At 67.8% G+C, this 18,933-nt stretch carries 15 protein-coding genes; all 15 read right to left on the reverse strand.

Features of this window, described 5'->3' with window-relative positions:
* Window positions 1-48: 48 nt before the first annotated feature.
* Window positions 49-600: a hypothetical protein gene (locus tag DELCS14_RS14755; protein WP_013802358.1), complete on the reverse strand. Its 552-nt coding sequence runs from the start codon at window positions 598-600 to the stop codon at window positions 49-51.
* 20 nt (window positions 601-620) lie between these two features.
* On the reverse strand, window positions 621-992 hold the full coding sequence (locus tag DELCS14_RS14760) for a hypothetical protein (RefSeq protein ID WP_013802359.1): 372 nt from the start codon (window positions 990-992) through the stop codon (window positions 621-623).
* A gap of 117 nt (window positions 993-1,109) precedes the next feature.
* A complete protein-coding gene (gene tssC, locus DELCS14_RS14765; RefSeq protein ID WP_012205676.1) occupies window positions 1,110-2,603 on the reverse strand; it encodes a type VI secretion system contractile sheath large subunit in 1,494 nt (497 codons plus the stop codon).
* Between the two features lie 28 nt (window positions 2,604-2,631).
* Window positions 2,632-3,174: a type VI secretion system contractile sheath small subunit gene (gene tssB, locus DELCS14_RS14770; protein ID WP_013802360.1), complete on the reverse strand. Its 543-nt coding sequence runs from the start codon at window positions 3,172-3,174 to the stop codon at window positions 2,632-2,634.
* Between the two features lie 183 nt (window positions 3,175-3,357).
* Window positions 3,358-4,383: a type VI secretion system protein TssA gene (gene tssA, locus DELCS14_RS14775; protein WP_013802361.1), complete on the reverse strand. Its 1,026-nt coding sequence runs from the start codon at window positions 4,381-4,383 to the stop codon at window positions 3,358-3,360.
* A 57-nt stretch (window positions 4,384-4,440) separates the two neighbouring features.
* Window positions 4,441-5,145 (reverse strand): type VI secretion system-associated protein TagF, encoded by a 705-nt coding sequence (gene tagF / locus DELCS14_RS14780; RefSeq protein WP_013802362.1) that lies wholly within the window; start codon window positions 5,143-5,145, stop codon window positions 4,441-4,443.
* Window positions 5,127-8,783: a type VI secretion system membrane subunit TssM gene (tssM, locus tag DELCS14_RS14785; protein WP_013802363.1), complete on the reverse strand. Its 3,657-nt coding sequence runs from the start codon at window positions 8,781-8,783 to the stop codon at window positions 5,127-5,129. Before tssM ends, tagF begins: the two co-directional genes overlap by 19 nt.
* Before the next feature lie 4 nt (window positions 8,784-8,787).
* The gene (locus tag DELCS14_RS14790; RefSeq protein WP_013802364.1) at window positions 8,788-10,119 is read right to left on the reverse strand and encodes a DotU family type VI secretion system protein; all 1,332 of its coding nucleotides are present in this window, start codon (window positions 10,117-10,119) and stop codon (window positions 8,788-8,790) included.
* Between the two features lie 21 nt (window positions 10,120-10,140).
* Window positions 10,141-11,475: a type VI secretion system baseplate subunit TssK gene (gene tssK / locus DELCS14_RS14795; protein WP_012205669.1), complete on the reverse strand. Its 1,335-nt coding sequence runs from the start codon at window positions 11,473-11,475 to the stop codon at window positions 10,141-10,143.
* Window positions 11,476-11,492: 17 nt separating this feature from the next.
* The gene (gene tssJ / locus DELCS14_RS14800; RefSeq protein ID WP_013802365.1) at window positions 11,493-12,092 is read right to left on the reverse strand and encodes a type VI secretion system lipoprotein TssJ; all 600 of its coding nucleotides are present in this window, start codon (window positions 12,090-12,092) and stop codon (window positions 11,493-11,495) included.
* Window positions 12,093-12,111: 19 nt separating this feature from the next.
* Complete coding sequence (locus DELCS14_RS14805; RefSeq protein WP_013802366.1) at window positions 12,112-12,900, reverse strand: protein phosphatase 2C domain-containing protein; 789 nt, start codon at window positions 12,898-12,900, stop codon at window positions 12,112-12,114.
* Complete coding sequence (gene tagH, locus DELCS14_RS14810) at window positions 12,897-14,981, reverse strand: type VI secretion system-associated FHA domain protein TagH (protein WP_013802367.1); 2,085 nt, start codon at window positions 14,979-14,981, stop codon at window positions 12,897-12,899. The genes DELCS14_RS14805 and tagH overlap by 4 nt, the downstream gene beginning before the upstream one ends.
* A gap of 42 nt (window positions 14,982-15,023) precedes the next feature.
* The gene (locus DELCS14_RS14815) at window positions 15,024-15,512 is read right to left on the reverse strand and encodes a TssQ family T6SS-associated lipoprotein (RefSeq protein WP_224986306.1); all 489 of its coding nucleotides are present in this window, start codon (window positions 15,510-15,512) and stop codon (window positions 15,024-15,026) included.
* Window positions 15,513-15,520: 8 nt separating this feature from the next.
* Complete coding sequence (locus DELCS14_RS14820) at window positions 15,521-16,309, reverse strand: PEGA domain-containing protein (protein ID WP_013802368.1); 789 nt, start codon at window positions 16,307-16,309, stop codon at window positions 15,521-15,523.
* Between the two features lie 9 nt (window positions 16,310-16,318).
* Complete coding sequence (locus DELCS14_RS14825) at window positions 16,319-18,415, reverse strand: serine/threonine-protein kinase (RefSeq protein ID WP_013802369.1); 2,097 nt, start codon at window positions 18,413-18,415, stop codon at window positions 16,319-16,321.
* Window positions 18,416-18,933 lie beyond the last annotated feature (518 nt).

Consider the following 18,933-nt stretch of genomic DNA (forward strand, 5'->3'; position numbering starts at 1 on the left):
GGTGAAAACGCAGGAAAAAGAGAGGGGCGGGGTGCGGCTGCGCCCCGGTCAGTCGTCGTAGGAGCGGCAGCCCCAGCGCACGGCGTCGGGCGCCTCGCCGGCCACATGGCCGATGACGATGCGCGGTGGCGTCTCGTCCAGGCCTTTTCTGAGCGGCATGGCGCGTGCGTACTGGGCGGGCAGTTCGCCGAAACCTTCCAGGTTCCAGCTGCTGCGCGCCTGTGGCCGGGCCTTGGTGCGCTGGACCAGCGCCTGCAGGCTGCCCGTGGCGCGCGCCGCGACAATGCTGCCGCTGCCGCCGCGCACGGTGATGGAGGACACCTGCGTTCCATCGATCTCCAACGGCGTGGCAAACAGATAAAGCAGGTCCAGGCTTTCGCCGGGCGCGCGGTCCACCACGGTCACGCCCTGGGCGCGCAGGCGCTGGGCCAGCGCTTCGTCGCGGCCGTCGGGAAACTCGATGCGGCAATGCAGGGCGTCGGTGAACAGGGTGGTGATGTCCGCTGCCGTTGCTGTTGTCGTGACGGGGGCGGCCTGCACCGTGGCGCAGGCCGTACCGGCCAGCAGCAGGGTGAAAAAAGCTTTGGAACAGGCGTTCATGGCGTGGCTCAATGGGCTCATCAGGGATGGCGGTAGATCTTGAAAGCGGGCTTGTGGGTGCGGTAGCCGGGCCCTGCCCAGAAGCCGTTCTGCTTGAAGTCCGAGATCCAGACGCTTCCGTCGAACATCTGCATGTGGCCGGCGGGCGATGAGGTGAAGCCCTGCATCACGGCCACATCGCCTTTCTTGTAGCCACCTTCGGGCATGGCGTCGTAGCGTGTGAAGCCGGCGGCCACCAGGCTGGTGCCGTAGTCCTTGGCATCGCGCGTGCGCTGTAGTGCGATGCCGCCAGCGCCGATCGCATCGCGCACATAGCGCGCGCAGTAGCCGGCCGAACTGGCGCGGGCATTGGTCTGCAGGGTGGCGACGGCGTTGTCTACATTCCAGGGCATGAAAAGCCTCTCTGAGTTGGGTCCTGGAGGGGAAAGCTTCTCCAGGCCTGTTTCTTGTTATGGGGCCTGGCCCTGGTGCGAGCGTGTCGGCACCAGGAGCCAGGTAGGCGGGCAGTCTTACTTCGCGCCCTGCTTCACGGAAGGCAGCTTGGACACCAGGCGCAGCGACACGGTCAGGCCTTCCAGCTGGTAGTGGGGGCGCAGGAAGAACTTGGAGGTGTAGTAGCCGGGGTTGCCCTCGACTTCCTGCACCTGCACCTCGGCGGCGGCCAGGGGCTTGCGGGCCTTGGTCTCCTGCGAGGAGTTGGCCGGGTCGCCGTCCACGTAATTCATGATCCAGTCGTTGAGCCAGCGCTCCATGTCGGTGCGCTCGCGGAAGGAGCCGATCTTGTCGCGCACGATGCACTTGAGGTAGTGCGCGAAGCGGCAGCAGGCGAACATGTAGGGCAGGCGCGCCGACAGGTTGGCATTGGCCGTGGCGTCGGAGTCGTAGTACTCGGCGGGCTTGGCCAGCGACTGGGCGCCGATGAAGGCGGCCACGTCCGAGTTCTTGCGGTGCACCAGGGGCATGAAGCCGTTCTTGGCGAGCTCGGCCTCGCGGCGGTCGCTGATGGCGATTTCCGTGGGGCACTTCATGTCCACGCCGCCATCGTCGGTGGGGAAGGTGTGGGCCGGCAGGTTGTCCACCGCGCCGCCCGATTCCACGCCGCGGATGGAGGTGCACCAGCCGTAGTACTTGAACGAGCGGTTGATGTTGACCGCCATGGCGTAGGCCGAGTTGGCCCAGCAGTACTTGCCGTGGTCGCCGCTGTCGGTTTCTTCCTCGAAGTCGAATTCATCGACCGGGTTGGTGCGCGCGCCGTAGGGCAGGCGTGCCAGGAAGCGGGGCATGGCCAGGCCGATGTACTTGGCGTCATCGGACTCGCGCAGGCTGCGCCAGGCGGCGTACTCGGTGTTGGTGAAGATCTTGGTCAGGTCGCGCGGGTTGGCCAGCTCCTGCCAGGATTCCATCTGCATGATGGCGGGCGCCGCGCCCGAGATGAAGGGGCAGTGCGCCGCGGCGGCCACCTTGGCCATTTCACCGAGCAGCTCCACGTCCGGCGGGCTGTGGTCGAAGTGGTAGTCGCCCACCAGGCAGCCGAAGGGCTCGCCGCCGAACTGGCCGTACTCCTCTTCGTACACCTTCTTGAAGACGGGGCTCTGGTCCCAGCCCACGCCCTTGAAGCGGCGCATATTGCGGTGCAGCTCCTTCTTGGAGATGTTCATGACGCGGATCTTGAGCATCTCGTCCACCTCGGTGTTGGTCACCAGGTGGTGCAGACCGCGCCAGGCGCCTTCGAGCTTCTGGTAGTCGTCGTGGTGGATGATGCGGTTGATCTGCTCGGACAGCTTGCGGTCGATCTCGGCAATGATGGCCTGCACCGTCTGGTAGGCATCGTTGGACAGCGTGATCGCCGAGCCCAGGGCCTGCTGGGCCAGCGTCTGCACGGCCGCTTCCACGGCTTCGCGGGCCTGGTCGGTCTTGGGCTTGAATTCCTTTTGCAGCAGGCTGCCGAATTCGCTGCCGGCCAGCGCCTGGGTCGATTGTTCGAGTTGGGTTGCGGTATTCATGACGTGCTTGCCTTCCTGATGTGCTGCCTCAAGCCTCGGATGCAGGGCCCAAGGCCTGCGGGGCAGTGATGTTGGGCGCGGCGGCCAGCGACTTGAGCAGCGCAGGGTCCTTGAGCACCTTGCCGATCAGCTCCTCGGCGCCCTGCTTGCCGTCCATGTAGGAAAGCAGGTTGTGCAGCTGGGTGCGGGCCTCCAGCAGCGAGTTGAGCGCGCCCACGCGCCGCGCGATGGCGGCGGGGGAGAAGTCCTCCATGCTCTCGAAGCTCAGGTCGATGTTGAGCTTGCCCTCGCCCGTCAGCGTGTTGTCCACCTGGAAGGCGACGCGGGGCTTGATGGACTTCATGCGCGCATCGAAGTTGTCGATGTCGATTTCCAGGAACTTGCGGTCGGCGATTTCGGGCAGCGGATCGACGGGCTTGCCCGACAGATCGGCCAGCACGCCCATCACGAAGGGGATCTGCACCTTCTTTTCCGAACCGTAGATCTCGACGTCGTACTCGATCTGCACGCGCGGCGCACGGTTGCGCGCGATGAATTTCTGACCACTCTTGCCGGTTTTGGTGAGCGACATGCGGGTGTTCCTTTCAAGAAAAAAATGGGTCGCAGAAGTAAAAAGCCTGGAGTCCCGCCTTGCGGCGGACCGAAGGGCTGAGGGCGCAAGAGGCCGTGTGGAAACAGGTGGATGGGGTGGGTGTCATGGGGCAGCCAGCTCCTTGAAAGCGAAGTCCGGGTCCAGCAGGTCCGTGTGTGGCCCTCATGTCTGCGGCTCCTGCAGGTGGGCGCCCGTGATCACTTCCACCTGGGCCAGGCTGTCGGGCGACAGTTCGCGCAGGATGTCCATGAAGCCCATGCGCATGAAGCGGGCGGCGCGGCGGATGAGCAGGGGGGCGGGGTTGGAGGGCTCGGTGCGCTCCACGAAGGCGGCGATTTCCAGCAACTGGGCAATCGCCTGTTCGCGGTTGCGCGCCGGGGCGGGTGCCGAGCCTGGCGCGGGGTGGGCCACCGTGCCGCCCTCTGTGCCGGTTTGTGCGGCCGGATCGGCTTCGGCGGCCGTGTCGGCATCGCCTGTGGACTGGGGCTGCCATTGCTTGAGGGCCAGCAGCAGCTGGCGCAGGCCGTCGAGCTCGGGCTGCTGGTGGCTGGGCAGGTGCTGTTCGCAGCAGGCGCGGATCTGGTCGAGTTCCTGCAGCGCAGGGGTGACGGCCAGCAGGGTTTCGTGGCCCTCGGCATGCGCGCGGGCCGAGGCCATGCGCAATTCGTCGGCGGTCAGGTGCGGCAGGTCCTCGGGCACGTTGCCCTTGGCCATCAGTTCGGCGTCGCGCACGCTGATCTGGCCCAGCGCGCCGCGCAGGAAGTCGGCGTTGCGCAGGTCACGCACAAAGCCTGTCACGTCCGACAGGGTGCCCAGGGCGTTCATGCGCATGAAGTAGTCGTCGCCATCCTCGGGCAGGGGGTGGACATGCTCCCAGTGGCGCTCCAGCAGGGCGCCGCACAGCTGCAGGCCCTGCAGCGTGCCGGGCAGGCCGTGCAGGATGGTCCAGGCGCGGCACAGCAGCACGGCCACGCGCAGGTCCTTGGTGCGCTGCATCAGGGCCGAGGCTTGGCGCTCCACGTCGCGCCAATCCGGTGGCTCGGCGGGGATGACGGTGTCGCCGAACTGCTGTTCTACCTTGCCCTGCGCAGCGCTTTCCATGGCCTGGAAATCGTTGTCATAGGTAAGGTCCGGGCCGCAGGGCGGCTCGGCGGCGGTCTCGGTCAGCAGGTCCTGGATATTGGCCATGGGCGGGTCGGTGTTGCTTGGGTATGGTGTGGAGTGGACGGTGCGATCTGGACGAACTCAGGCGCCCTTGAACAGCCGGGTGAACAGGCGGCGGTGCAGCACTTCGTGCTGGACCACCTCGTCAGGGGCGTGGCGCGGCGTGGCCGAGATCCACCAGACGGAGGTGGTGGAGCCCGGGCGCATGCAGGCGCGCCAGTCCATGCGCGGCAGGCGCGCGGCGTTGCCTTGCGAGGCGCCCATGTCAAGGTCCGCCAGCAGGCTGTGAATGGAGGTGCTGTCCGGCGTGCGGCCGTCCTGCTGGAACGGCCATTGCAGGGTGGCCAGCCGCTCATCGAGCTGCTGGGCCGACAGGGGCAGGCGCCGGGCGTCGATGAGCGCATCGCGTGCGCCGCTCAGAAAGCGTTCGATGTCCTGGTCCGACGCCGGCATGCCGGAGCTGCCGTCCACCGTGGCCATGATGGCCAGTGGAAAGAGCCGGCCGATGCGGTCGGAGCTGGGCCCGATCACGCCCACCATGGGCTGGCCCAGGATGGAGGCGGGGCACAGGAAGAACCACAGCGGCGAGTGCACGAAGCGCGTGGACCAGTTGTCGGCTGCATCGCTGCGCAGCTGGTCCATGCCGTTGCGCAGCCACTCGTCCCAGCGCATGGTCAGTGCGTGGGGCATGCGCCGGCCGACGAAATCGCCCTGGCTTGGCAGCTTGCCCCACCAGGCGGCGCAGGGTCGCTGGAGGGTCATGGCGTTCACAGCCGGTCCGGACATTCGAATTCCTCCATGGCCTTGAGCCGGAATGGGTTGAGGACGCTGCTGGTGGTGACTTCCATGCGCAGCTTGCGTCCGTCGATGGTGAAGATGGCCGTGAAACGCTCGGGCGAGTTGCCCGGCAGGATCTGGGCACGGTCGAACAGGCGGTGCAGCGCCCAGGGGCCTTCGGTCACGATGCCGGTGTTCTGGGCGCCGGCGGCCGTGATCTGCAGCCGGGCCTGGCCGGTGCCGCGCGTGCCCGGCCAGGAGACGGCCTTGGGGATTTGCGGGCCGTGCTGGTAGCGCACGATTTCGCCGTCCACGTCCAGCACCATCTGGGAGATGGAGGCGTCCATGTCCAGCGGCTTGATCTCCAGCCGGATGCCGGGCGTGTTGCCGCCTGCGCGGAAGAACACGTCGCGGATGGAGGCCGCGCGCTGGAAGGCGGCCAGCGAGGCAGAGCCTCCTACCGGCGTGCCGTCCACACCCTGCTTGAAGGTCCAGGGCACGGTGGAGATGTTCACCATGGTCTGCAGCTGGGTACGGAAGAACTCGTCCATGGTGCCGCCGGTGGCGAACAGGCGGGCGAAGTCGTCCGTGGTCACGTCGCGCGTGGCGCTGCGCGTGAAGGGGTAGCGGCCCAGGATGGCCCGGCGGCAGAAGTCGCCGATGGTGGCGTTGAGGTTGCCGCCCAGCGTGCTGCGCACGCTGCTTCCCACGAAGGACGAGGTGGACGTGGCCAGGGCCTCGTACATGCTGTTGAGCGGAGGCGGCACGCGCTTGGCTTCCGAGCGCACCTTCTCCAGCGTGCCGCTCAGCGAGGGAGGCACGCCGCCGCCCTGGATCACCTGCTGGCGCGCCGAGGCGATGACGGCCGCAGCCTCGTTGAGCACCTGCAGGCTGGCGGTGATGGGCGCCGGGCCCGAGCCGTTGCTGGTGGCAAGGCGCCGGTATTCGCGGAAGCGGAAGTCCACGATGTCGGCCTCCAGCGTGCCGGTGGCCAGCATGCCGCCCACGTTCAGCGGCTTGCCGGTCAGGCGGCTGAGCTGGTGCTGTTCCTCGCGGATGCGCTGCAGTTTCTCGCCCAGCCAGCTGCTGGTGCTGCCCGAGCTGCCGCCTTCCTGCTGGTCCGGGCGGCGGGCCAGCGTGGTCTCGCGGGCCACGGCGCGGATGAACTGCTCCAGGCTGGAGTTGGCGGACGAGTACAGGCGGGCCTGCTCGCCGGCCTGCTCCAGCGAGGCCGTGCGTATGGGGCGGATGTCGGCCAGGAAGGTTTCCCACAGGCGCGCGTACTCCATCAGGTACAGGCGCTTGACCTCGTTGGCCAGCTGGCCCGTGAGCACTTCCTGGGCCACGCTGCGCCGGCCTTCGGCCTGGCCCAGCACCCAGGTTTCCTCCTTGGCCAGCAAGGTGGTGACCTTGGGCAGCTCGTGCAGGAAGAGGCCGTGGTAGCCGTCATAGGTGAACAGGCCGCTGATGCCCTGGGTGAGCGGCTTGCCGCTGGCACGCGCAAAGACCTGGGGCGCCTCGGGCCCGCTGGCACGCACCACGCTGAAGTCGGGCGGCAGCTTGTCGCCGGTGTTCAGCAGCTGCTTGAGGCGGCTGTAGGCGCGCTGGGCGGGCGACATCTGGGCCAGGCGCTGGCGCACTTCGGCGACCAGGTTGGCGTCGATGGGCTGGGCGGAGACCACCACGCGGCCGTCGATGAGGCGGTCCAGGTGCTCGGACAGCTGGTCCACCAGGCCGGCCTGCACCAGATGCTGGGGCAGGGTGTTTTCCCAATCGCTGCGCAGCCAGGCCTTGACGAAGGTGGCGTCGAAGTGGTCGGGCTCATAGAGCATGAGATAGGCCTTGAGCGTTTCGTAGCTGGCCTCGGGGCTGCCGGTGCTGACCTGGCGCAGCGAGCGCGCGACATGGCTGCTCAGGCGCGGCAGCCAGGCGTCTTCCAGCAGGCGCAGGTAGGTGGCGTGGGCGGCCGTCTGCACCTTGGGCACCTGCAGCAGGCCCCAGCGCCAGCCCAGCGGGGCCGATTCCTCGAAGCGGCTGCTCTGCGCCACGCGCGCCGCGTGGTTGAGCATGGGCACCAGGGCGACCACGTTGTCGGGGTCGGTGGCCTTGGATTCCTCCACGGCCTGGCGCAGCGTGCCGGCGTTGTCGGCCACTTCGTTCAGGTAGCGCTGGTTGTTCTCGTAGCTCAGCGTCCAGGCCAGGGCCGCGCCGCCCAGGGCCAGCAGCAGCGCGCACAGGCCGGCGGCCTGCATCAGGCGCAGCTGGCGCTCTTTCTTGGCGTTGCGCCCGGTCAGGCCGGACTCGTTGAACATCACGTCCTTGAACAGCGACTCCAGGAAGTAGCTGCGGCCCTGCTGCGGCACGGCATCGGCCGGCAGGCGGCCACGCAGCGCAAAGCGGCGCGACAGGGCCGACATCACGCGGTCGAAGGGCATGCCCTCCTGCGTTCCGCTGGTGAAGTAGACGCCGCGCAGCAGCGGCTTTTCCTTGAAGCGCGAGGCGGAGAACGCCGCATCCAGCGTGTCGCGCACCACGTCCTTGAGGCCGGCAAACTGCTGGGGCAGTGCGTAGAGCAGGCTGCGGCGCGCAAGATCGGGCTCGGTCATCAGCCGCTGGGGCAGCAGGCGGTTGATCTGGGCGACCAGTGCGTCGAACTCCTCCATGTACAGGGCGCTGGCGGCCTGCGGGTCGCTGGCGGGCGAGCGCTGGGTCTTTTCGTCATAGGGATAGGTGAAGCCCCAGACCTGGGCGCGCTCCTCGCGGCTCATGGCGCCGAAGAACTCGTTGAAGCCCGCCAGCAGGTCGCTCTTGGTGACCAGCACGTAGACGGGGAAGCGGATGGTCAGCTCCTCGCACAGCTCGCTCAGGCGCAGGCCGATCAGCTGGGCCAGCTGGGCGCGCTCGGCGTCACTGGCACTGAGCAGCTCCTGCACGCTGAGCGTGACGATCACGCCGTTGACGGGCTGGCGTCCGCGAAAGCGCTTGAGCAGCTGCATGAAGCCCTTCCAGGCTGCCTTGTCCTGCTCCGCATCGCTTTCCTGGGTGGTGTAGCGGCCGGCCGTGTCCAGCAGCACGGCCTGGTCGGTGAACCACCAGTCGCAGTTGCGCGTGCCGCCTATGCCGGGGATGGCGCGCTTGCCGAACTGGGCCGCCAGCGGGAAGTCCAGCCCCGAGTTGATCAGGGCCGTGGTCTTGCCCGAACCCGGCGAGCCGATGATCAGGTACCAGGGCAGCTGGTAGATGTAGCGCTTGTTCCAGCGGCCGAACAGGCCGCCTTCGGTCTGGCCGAAGCGGGTCTTGCTCAGCGTGTCCAGGGCTTCCTTGAAGCGCGACTCCAGCTCGGCCACTTCCTCGGAGCCTGCTGCGGGCGTGCCGTCCGCCTCGCGCGGCGAGGTCAGGCGGGCCAGGCCGGTCATGAGGTGCTCGTTCATGCGCTGTGCGCGCCACCAGCGCAGCAGCAGGCGCAGGAACCAGAGGATGAACAGGCCGGCAATGATCCACCAGCGCACGGTGGGGCTGCCCAGCGGCTGGTAGGGCTGGATGAAGACGAGCGGGCCGACGAACCAGATGAGCAGGCTCAGGGCCACCAGGCCCAGAAGCTCCAGCATGTAGCGGTTGAACAGCCATGAGGCGATGCGACGGATCATGGGATCAGTTCCTGGTCTCGGGTGCGGCAGGCAGGGCCTGCAGTTGCTGGTCACGTTGCTGGGGTGCGACCAGCAGGACGATTTCCACCCGCCGGTTCAGCGCCCGGCCTTCTGCCGTGTTGTTGGGGGCGACGGGGTCGCTGTCGGCACGGCCCTCGGCATGCAGGCGCTGGCGGTCGCGCAGCGAGCCGCCCAGCATCTGGGACACGGCCTGGGCACGTTCCTGCGACAGGTTCCAGTTGGACGGGAAGCGCGCCGTGCGGATGGGCAGGTTGTCGGTGTAGCCGTTGACGACGACCTTGCCCGGCACTTCGTCCAGCGCCGCTGCCACGCGGTGGATGACCTGCACGTAGCGGGGCTTGACGACGGTGGCGGCCGGGTCGAACAGGCCGTCTCCGCGCAGGATGACGGTGCTGCGGTCGGCCTCGTCGCGCACGCTGACCAGGCCTTCGCGGATCTCGGGCTCCAGGAACTGGCGCAGCCGCGGCTTGATGGTGGCCACGGTGGCGGCCGCCGAGGTGCGCGGGAACCGGATCTCGTTGATGGCGGCGAACAGGTCGTCCGAACTGTTGGACAGCCGGTAGCTGAACCACAGGTAGATGAAGAACGCCAGCAGCAAGGTGATGGCCGCGGCCACCCACAGCGGCACCATGGCCCAGGGCGGCGAGGCCAGGCGCTGCACGCCACGCCAGTGCACGGACAGCAGGCTGCTGCGGTCGCCGCGCGTGGATTCGATGAGCTGCAGCAGGCGCGCCTTCAGCGTCTCCAGCTGGGCGCGGCCGTTGTCGATCACGCGGTAGCGGCCTTCAAAGCCCAGCATCACGCAGTAGTACAGCAGCTCGATCAGGTCGATGTGCTGGTGCGGCGTCTGCACCAGGCGGGCCAGCAGCTGGAAGAACTTCTCGCCGCCCCAGGTTTCGTTGTGCAGGGCGACCAGCAGGCTGTGCTTGGGCCAGACGCCGGCACTGCCCCAGGGCGTCTGGGCGGCGGTCTCGTCCAGCACCGTGCAGATGCAGTAGCGTGCACCGATGATGGTTTCCATGGGCACGCCGCTGGCGCCTGCGCGCTGCTCGAACTCGCGGATGTGCTCGAGCAGCAGTTGTTGCAGCGCGCGCGGGTCCTCGTTGGTGACCATGGCGCGGATCTGGGGGATGAGGTTCAGCAGCCGGTTGGCGGCGGCCACCAGCGGGTTGCCGCCGCTGACCACGTCGGGCAGGTTGGAGCGCAGCGGCTCCTGGCCGGCAGGCGCGGGCGCGGCGCTGGCCGCACCTTCGGCACGGCCCGTGTCGGCGTCGCCGCCCCAGGGCATTTGGTGGCTGATGTTGGAACTGTTCATGTCGGAAGATGCGTCGCGCCGTCAGCGGCGGATGGCCCAGAACTCCAGTTGCAGGTCGGGGAATTCGCCGGAGACGTGCATGGCAAGGCCGCCGGAGCTTTGCAGCTGGTTCCACAGATCGTGCGTGGTGTCCACCTCGAAATAGTTGTAGCCCGCGTGGTAGGGAATCTCGCGCGGGGCAATGGGCAGGGGCCGCAGCGTGACGCCGGGCAGGTGCAGGTTCACCAGGTCGCGTATGCGCTCCACGGGGCCCAGCTTGGTCTGGGTGGGGAAGTGGGTGCGCAGGAATTCCGGCGTGGTCTGGGCATGGGCGGCCAGCACGAAGTCGCAGGTGGTGAGCAGTTCGGTGGACGGGATCAGCGCCACGCGCACGCCGTACTGGCGGTCGTGCAGCGGGATCTGGATGGCGTTTTGCTCCAGCACCGAGGACAGGCTGCGCCGCAGCTCCAGCATCAGCGGAGGGAAGCTGCGCCGCAGGTCGTCATGGTCGTAGGCGGGCAGCACCTCGGGGCGGCGGCGCTCGTGGTCGAAGGTGGTCAGCTCGGCGGCCAGGCGCAGCAGTTCCTCGAACAGGCGCTCGGGGTGGATGCTGGCGGTGCGCACCCAGTGCTGGGCCGCGCCCGTCCAGTGGTTGATGAGCTGCAGCAGCAGGAAGTCGCCGACCTCGCCGATGCCGCCGCGCTCGGGCTGGATCATGCGCTGGGCCAGCACTTCGCCGCGCTGGCGCAGCAGGCCGTGGATTTCCTTGCAGAAGGTGTTGAGCACCGAGCTGGGCCCGTTGTTGACCACGGTGGGGATGAAGCCGGGCTCCAGCAGCACGCCGCCGCTGGCCTGGCGCTCCACCACATGGGCCACAGGCAGGCTGACCCAGCCTTCGGTCAGCTCGTGGGCGGGGCGCAGGCTCAGGCGCAGCCGGCCCAGCTGCACCTCGGCGGGCTGGGCACCCACGTCGTTGCTGTCCGCCACTTCGGTCACGTCGCTGAGATAGCGCGCAGGGCTCTGGGAGCCTTCGCCAAAGGTCACTTCGCTGCCCGAGAAGCGGCGCAGCGGCAGCGCCAGGTGGACCACCACGTCCTTGAAGTCCTTGCCGATGTCCAGCGGGGTGGGCGCCTCGTCGTCGCCCGGCAGCTGGAACGGCGTGCCGTCTGGCAGCACGCCGTGGGCCGAACGGATGCCCAGCTTGCCCATGCGCAGCAGATCGGTGTCCAGCTCCAGTTCCGAGAAGCCCCAGAAAAAGGGCTGCCCCGGCAGGCTGCGTGACTGCAGTTGCCGGAACAGGAAGCGCTCCTGCTGCTGGAAGTGCTGGGGCCGAAGGAACATGCCCTCGGCCCAGATGACTTTGCGTTGCCAGACCATGGTGGATAGATGTGCGTTTATTGGGATGCGGGTTGAATGCGGACGGTGACCTCTTCGCGGGTCAGGTGCACCTGGTAGCGCACGGGCTGCAGCTTTTCGGTGGAGCCCATGCCCCACCAGCGCCTGCGCAGCTCCACGGAGTTGGGCGCGACGGCCGAGGCGCGCCAGGTGCTGCGCTCCAGATCGCGGTAGGCGGCGAACAGGCCGAAGGCGCGCACATCGGGGTTGCCCTTGCGCTCTATGACCTGGCGCTGGCCGGGCGCGACCAGGAATTCCTCGCGCCGCACGAAGTCGCTGCCCAGCTGGCCGTCGTCCTTGTCCTGCAGGTCGAAGAAGCCGGCGCGGTCGAAGGCGGCGGAGGCGCGCAGCTCGTAGATGCGCAGCAGCACGGGCTTGGGAATGCCTTCACGGTCCGGGTTGATGTCCATGTCCGCCACCACTTCGAATATGGCGGTGGGAACGGCTGTGGGCGCCACTTCGGGCGCGCGGCTCAGGGGGTTGAGGGAGCCGCAGCCGGCCAGGCCGGTCACCACGGCCGTGCCCAGGCCCAAGGCGCCCAGCGTTTGCAGCGCCTGCCGGCGCCCCTGCGATCCCTGCGGTTCCTCTGATCTCCACATGGCTTCTCCTGTCTCGATGTCAGTCATTGGTTTCACGCGGGCAGATCCACACCGTCAGCGCGCTGAGGTTGTCCTGGTGCGGATTGCCGCTGGATACGACGCGGCCGACCATGCGCTGTATCCATTCGTCGGGGCGTTGGCTGGCGGCCAGCAACTGCTCCATTTCCGACTCGTGCATGCCTTCCCACAGGCCGTCCGAGCACAGCAGGAAGACATCGCCGGCCTCCAGGGCCACGGCGTCGGCGCGGATGCTGGGCGGCACCTGGCCCTCGGCGCCAATGGCGCCGGCCAGCACGTTGCGGTTGGGCAGGCGGCGCGGGTCGTTCTCCTCGTACAGGCCGGCGTGCAGCAGCTGCTGGACCAGGCTGTGGTCTTCGGTGCGCAGGTGCATGCGGCCCGCGCGGAACCAGTACAGGCGCGAGTCGCCCCAGTGCGCCCACAGGGCCCGGCCCTGCTCGGGATCGATGCACAGCACCACCACGGTGGCGCTCATGTGCATGCGCGAGACCGAGGTGGACTGCTGGCCGCTGACGCGGTGCTCCGCCTGGGAAATCAGGGAGGCCAGGCTGGCGGGGGCGAACAGCGGGTTCTGCCGGAAGCCATCCACCACGGCCTGCACGGTGAGCTGGGCGGCGAGCTCGCCGTGCCCATGCCCGCCTGCACCGTCGGCTAGCGTGCAGCACAGGCCGCCGGCGCCCAGGTCCATCAGGCCCATGGCGTCTTCGTTGCTGGAACGCCTGCCGCTGTGGGATGCGCTGGCCACCTGGATGCTGTAGCGGTGGCCGTCTCCGTCGAGGTAGGCGATCACGGCTGGCCTTTCACGGACTGCTCGGCGTTTTCGTAGGCCTCGACGAAGGTGCGGCCCGAGAAGGCCATCAGGTCGTCCTCGGCATGGCGGCGCAGCACGTCGAAGTTGTGCTTGTAGTCGTCCCACAGCGCGGCCTTGCGGCCATTGGTCAGCAGCTTGTCCAGCAGGCCGGGGTTGGTTTCGGTGCGGCGCTCCAGCTCGGTCGGATCGAACCGGGTCAGGGCCTCGGCATAGGCGGCGCGGATGCCGGCCATCAGGGCCAGCTGGTGCACATGCAGGTCCTGGAAGGCGTCCTGCATGGCGGGCAGCGGCTTCATGAAACCCGGGAAGGTCTGGTGGACCATCTGCATGAGCACGCCCTCGGAATTGGGCAGGAACTTGAGCGGGTTGTTGGCCCCCGTGGCAATGATGGTCACGCCGGCGCGGAACTCGCGCTTGATCTCGGAGCGCGCGGCCAGCAGGTCGATGGTTCCCTGCACCGCAATGCGCAGGGCCTCGCCGAAAGTGCGCATGAATTCCGGTGTGACCTCGAAATGGGTCTTGGCCGGGTTCAGGCCTGCGCCTTCCATGAAGGCTGCGGCCAGTGCCTGCAGATCGGCGTTGGCGGCCGGCTGGGGCTGCACGGGAATATCGACAGGCGCGGCGGTGGAGGGCAGGGCGCCGATGGGAATGGCGGCGTCGCCCTGGCCGAGGATGCTGGAGGCCGCGGGGATATTGACGTTGATGCCTGTGTCAAGGGGGGCCGAGGTAGGGGCAACGGCAGCCCTGGCGACGGGCGCAACATGGGCAAGACCGGACTTGAAGAGGTCCAGATCCAGTCCATTGGTGGGCAGCAGACCGTCCAGAGCGGCCGGCTCGGCGGGGATCTGGGGCACGGGCGCCGGGGCAGGCGCGGCAACCGGGATGTCCTGTGCCTGCGTCGGTACCTGCGTCTGTACCTGTGCCCGCGCCTCTACCTGTACAGGAAGCTGCTCCTGCACTGCAGGAATCACGGTATCGATCACAGGCGGGAGTGCGGGCTGGGCCGGTGCTGCCGCCTCCTGCGGTGGCGCCGGCTCTGCGGGCTGTGCATGCGACTGCATGCGCGGCAGATTGAAGGCCTGGCCCAGTTCGGAGCCCCGGCCCGAGGCCTGCTGCAGCGGCTGCGCATCGGGGGGCAGGCCACCCTGGTCGAACAGCGCAAGCGGGTCGAGCTTTTGGGATTGCTCGAAGCACGAAGGCAGGCCGGTATGGGAGGCATCATGCAAGGCCTCGGTGCTCAGGCCCTTGAGCGGCAGGGTGTGGACCATGCCGTCATGGCGCTGCTGTATCAGCTCGCCCGTGCCTTGCGATGGCAGGCCGGCCCAGCCTTCCTCCTGCTGCCGAGCCTGCTGGGGCGGCGGAGCAAAGGGGTCGAAATCATTGGGGATCAGCAGGGGGCGATGCTGCGGCTTGGCGGGCTGCGGCATGGCCAGTGCAGCCTGCTCGGGCGGGATGGCGCTCTCGATCGAAGGCACGGCAGGGGTCTGGATGGCATCCAGGCTCAGTGCCGTCAGGCCTTCCCAGGGATCGGCGATGCCGGGGGCGGCGGCAGGCAATACGTCTGCCAGCGGCGCTGCCTCTGCCAGCGGCGCTGCTTCCGGCAGCGGGGGCTGGGCGGCGACGGGAGGCGGGGCGATCTGGGGCTGCGGGGCGGCTGTGGCGGCTGGGGCCGCTGTCTGCGTTGCTTGCGCGGCCTGCGCGTTTTGCATTGCAGCCGAAGGCGGTGCCTCGAAAGGCGTGCCCGGCGCCACGGCGGCCAGGGTGTAGGCGCCGATACGGATGCGCGCACCCAGGGGCAGGCCCACTTCCTGGCCCGAACGCACGGGCTGCTCTGCCACCCAGATGGGATCACGCTCGCTCAGGTTCGCAACAAAGGCTCCCTCGGAATCCAGCCTGACCATGGCGTGCACGCGCGCGACGGAAGCGTCCGGGTCCGAGATGATGAGCTTGTTCTGGCCACTGCGTCCGATCGTGCCACCGGCCATGCCGAATACGGCATGCCAGTGGCGATCGACCGGAACGCCATCGTGGTCCACGACCCTGAGTTCGATTTTGTCCATGGAGTCTTAGGCTAGGCAGTTTTCAGGAAGCGTCGGGATGCCTCAGGAGGCTTTGCGCGCGGGCGCAGGGCGCTTGTTGCGCAGCGCGGCACGGGCGTTGTTGAACTCCCGGCCCCAGATGGGGTGGCCCTTTTCGGCCTCGGTCAGCTGGAAGGTGGGGTCCAGGGCCAGGGCCATGTCGAAGTGCTGGCGGCAGGGCTTGCGGCGGCCTTCCACGCAGTGGCTGAAGGCGATGTACTTCAGCGCCTTGACCTGGCTGCTCATGGGCAGTTCCTGTGCGGTGGACAGGGGCGTCAGCGCCGTGATGGCGTCCTCATAGCGGCCGTCCACATAGAGCTGGATGGCTTCGACCAGCTCCTGCTCCTTGATCACCACGGGGTCCACGGGCTTGACGGGCTCAGGAGGCTGGACCACGGTCGGGGCCGGCTCGGGCTCCACGGGCTTGGGCGCGGTTTCACACGCGGCCAGGCCGAAGGCAACGGCCAGGGCAAGGGTCAGGCGCTGGATGGAGTGAGGAATATTCAGGGTCATGGACATGGTCAGCGGGCATCAAAGTCATGGGAAAGGGTCACCGACTGGCCGTCGGTGATGCGGATCACCTGCCGATAGCTCTCGAAGCCGGGATTGCGCAGTTCCACCGTGTGGGAGCCTGGCGCCAGCTTGAGCAGCACGACGGGAGGGGTGACGCCGGACGGCTTGCCGTTGATCAGCACATTCGCCCAGGGGCTGACCCTCAGGCGCAGGTTGTGATCTGTCCGTGGCGTCTCAGACCGTGCGGCCAGTGCGGCGGAGCGCGCTGGAGCAAGGCCGGGTGTCAGGGCGGTGATCGAGGTGATCACGCGGCTGTTCAGTGCAAAGCCGCCGGCCGTGGGTGCCGCAGGCGCCGTGCGCAGCCGCTGCGCGGAAGGGCAGCGCTGGATCCAGCGGTCCTGGGCGCGGCTGTAGGCGTCCCGCCACGGCGTACCCGTGGTTTCGTAGGCTTGCAGTGCAAAGCCCGGGTGTGCGGAGAACGCGGAATCGAAGGCCGCCTCGCAGCGCGCCCATTCCTTGTGCGTGCAATAGGTGTAGGCCAGGTACTTGTGGGCGGAAGCCCGCTCCATGGGATCGGCCAGCCCGCCAAACAGCGCCGCCTGCAGCGCACGCTCGGCCTGGGCCAGGTCGCGCGCCTCGAACAGCGCAATGCCCTGCGCCAGCTGCGGGCGTCCTGCCGAGCCGGTTTGGGCGGGCGCGGTCTCTTCGCATGCCGCCTGGGAATGCGCCAGGCAGGGCAGGCCGAGCACTGCAGTGCACAGCATCCATCGCCAGCGGTGGTTCATCAGTCGAGCCATGGGCCGCGCTCATTCGAAAAGATGGTTCACGGTCACCGACTCGCCCTTGGTGACCGTGATGGTCTTGGTCACCGTGGAGGCCGCACCCGGGTTGCTGATGTCGATGCGGTACTCGCCCTCTGGAAGCTCCATCTGGGTCAGCGGCGGGCTGGTCCGTGCCGGGGCGCGGTTCACGGAGACATAGCCCCAGGGCACGACCCGGAACACCACCTTGCCCGTGGCCGCTGCGGGCTTGACGGGGCGGGCTTCGGTCTTGGGCGGCTCGGTCGGCAGCGGCTCGGACCCGGTGGCCACCGTGACGGGGACGACGGGCGTGCTCTGCTCGGGCTGCGAAGGGGCAATCTCGGGCAACGCGGCCTGCTGCTCGGGCGAGGTCATCGGCTGCACCTGCTCCGTGGAGGCCAGCGAGGCCTCGTTGAGCAATTGCTTGAGCAGCGCCTGGGCCTCGGTGCGGTGCTGTCCTTCGGGGAAGCTGTCCAGGTAGTCCTGCAGGCGGGCCAGGCTGGACTGGCTTTGCGCCTGCTGCCATGCCAGGCTGTCGCGTGCTGCCAGGGTCTTGGCGCGTGCCTGGTCCTGGGAATGGTCGTACCACAGCACGCCGCCGCCCGCGATGGCAGCCAGCACCAGGGCGCCGATGGCCAACGGTACGGCCATGCTGCTGCGCCTGGCCTTGGGCGCAGCCTGGGCCCCCGCAGCTGGAGGCCGGGCAGCCGGAGGCTTGCCTTGGACGGCCGGCGCTGCGGCGGGCTGCTCGGGAACCGGTGCCGGTGCTGAAGCCGGAGCCTGAACCGTAGCCTGAGGCGCCGGCATGCCTGGCAGTGCCTGGTCGATGTCGATGAACGGCCCGTTGCCCAGGCCCATCGGGTCGGCTGCAGAAGCCTGGGGCGCAGATGGGGGAGCCATCTGAGGCGTTGCCATGGCAGCAGGAGCGGGGACCGGCGATGCCGGGGCCGCGGGTGGAACCGTTGCAACAGGCGGCACGGGCAGCGCAGGTGTCACAGGTGCCACAGATGCAAACGGCATGACCGTCGCCACGGGCGCAACCTGCGGGGTGGGTGCGGGAACGTAGGTTTCCGTGATCGGCAGGAAACGGGGTGCCTGCGCGGATGCCGACTCGCTGGCCATGGCGGCCTGAACGGCCGCAGGCGTCGTGATCGGGATGTAGATGGGGCTGGGGCTGGGGCTGGGCTCCACAGACGCAGGCGCCGCCCGGTTTTCGGCAGACAGGCCCAGCAGGCTGCGCAGTTCGGCAATCGACTGGGGCCGGTCCTGCGGGCGCACGGCCAGGGCTTTTTGCATGCCCTGCAGGAAGGCGTCGGAGTAGCCGGGAACCTGCTCGGAAGTCAGCGGCTGCATGGGGTCCGTGACCATGCGCGCCACCGAGGTGGCAGGAGTGCGGCCCGTGGCGGCCTGGTGAATGAGGGCGCCGACCTGGTAGATGTCCGTCCACGCGCCCTGGGGCATGGCGCCGTCGTCCACGTACTGCTCGATGGGCGCAAAACCGGGCTTGAGCACCATGGTCAGCGCCTGGGTCATGTCGCCGATGATGCGGCGCGCGGCGCCGAAATCCAGCAGCACGGGGCTGCCATCGCGCTGCACGAAGATGTTGTCCGGCGCGATATCGCGGTGGAAGCAGTCCTGTGCATGCAGGACCTCGAGCACATCGAGCAGCGGGGCCAGCAGGGTGCTGAGCTGGGCCTGGTCGATGCGGCCCGACGATGCCTGCAGCACGCGGCCCAGCGTCTGGCCCTCGTAGTGGCGCATCACCATGTAGGCCGTGCCGCCGGCTTCGAAGAATCGGTAGACATGCACCAGGGTGGGGTGCGAGAAGCGCGCCAGCAGGCGGGCCTCGTTGATGAAGCTGCGCAGCCCGGCGTCGAACGCGCCACGGTGCTGCGAGCGCACATGCACCTGATGGGAGCTTTGCCGCCCGGCCAGGGCCGAAGGCATGTACTCCTTGATCGCGACCTCGCGGTCCAGCGAGAGGTCACGGGCCTTGTAGACGATGCCGAAACCGCCTTCGCCGATGACATCGAGCACGCGGTATTCGCCAATCTGGACACCTGCCGGAAGGCAGTTGGTCGAACATGCTGCTTCGCTATCCATGCAATCCCACCCAAGATGTTGTTTCACACCCTGGCGGGCGATGTCTGTCGCGCAGCCAGGGTGCCGAACCTGTTCGAGGCCATTGGACAAGGAGAAAGCCGGCATCACACCGGCAATCTGTCTCTGTAAACCGTTGGTTTTCCTCAATCAGCCTATTGTCTGAAGCCAGGGGCCAAAGACGAGCGTCATGGATTCGTCATGAATACAAGATCGTATTTCAATCAGACTCCGAATGCGGCGTGAGTGTAGCTTGAGTTCCGCAAAAAGCCATGACACGAATCGAATGGATATGAGGTGGATACATTTTTTTTCAGATGTATCCGCCGTAACAATTCAGTCTGCTCAATTGTTTGTATTTTGCCGGCCTTATCCACTATCATCGCGGCTCCAACAAAGGAGGGCGGTTCACGACAGTGAGGATTGCAGGCGATTGTCAATACATTCCTTGACCATCCAGGGTATGCGCCGCACTGATCTGAATCACGTGTTAAGTGAATCGGTTTCGTGCGCTCTACCCG

It is taken from the genome of Delftia sp. Cs1-4, assembly GCF_000214395.1.
GTDB classification, from domain to species: domain Bacteria; phylum Pseudomonadota; class Gammaproteobacteria; order Burkholderiales; family Burkholderiaceae_C; genus Comamonas; species Comamonas acidovorans.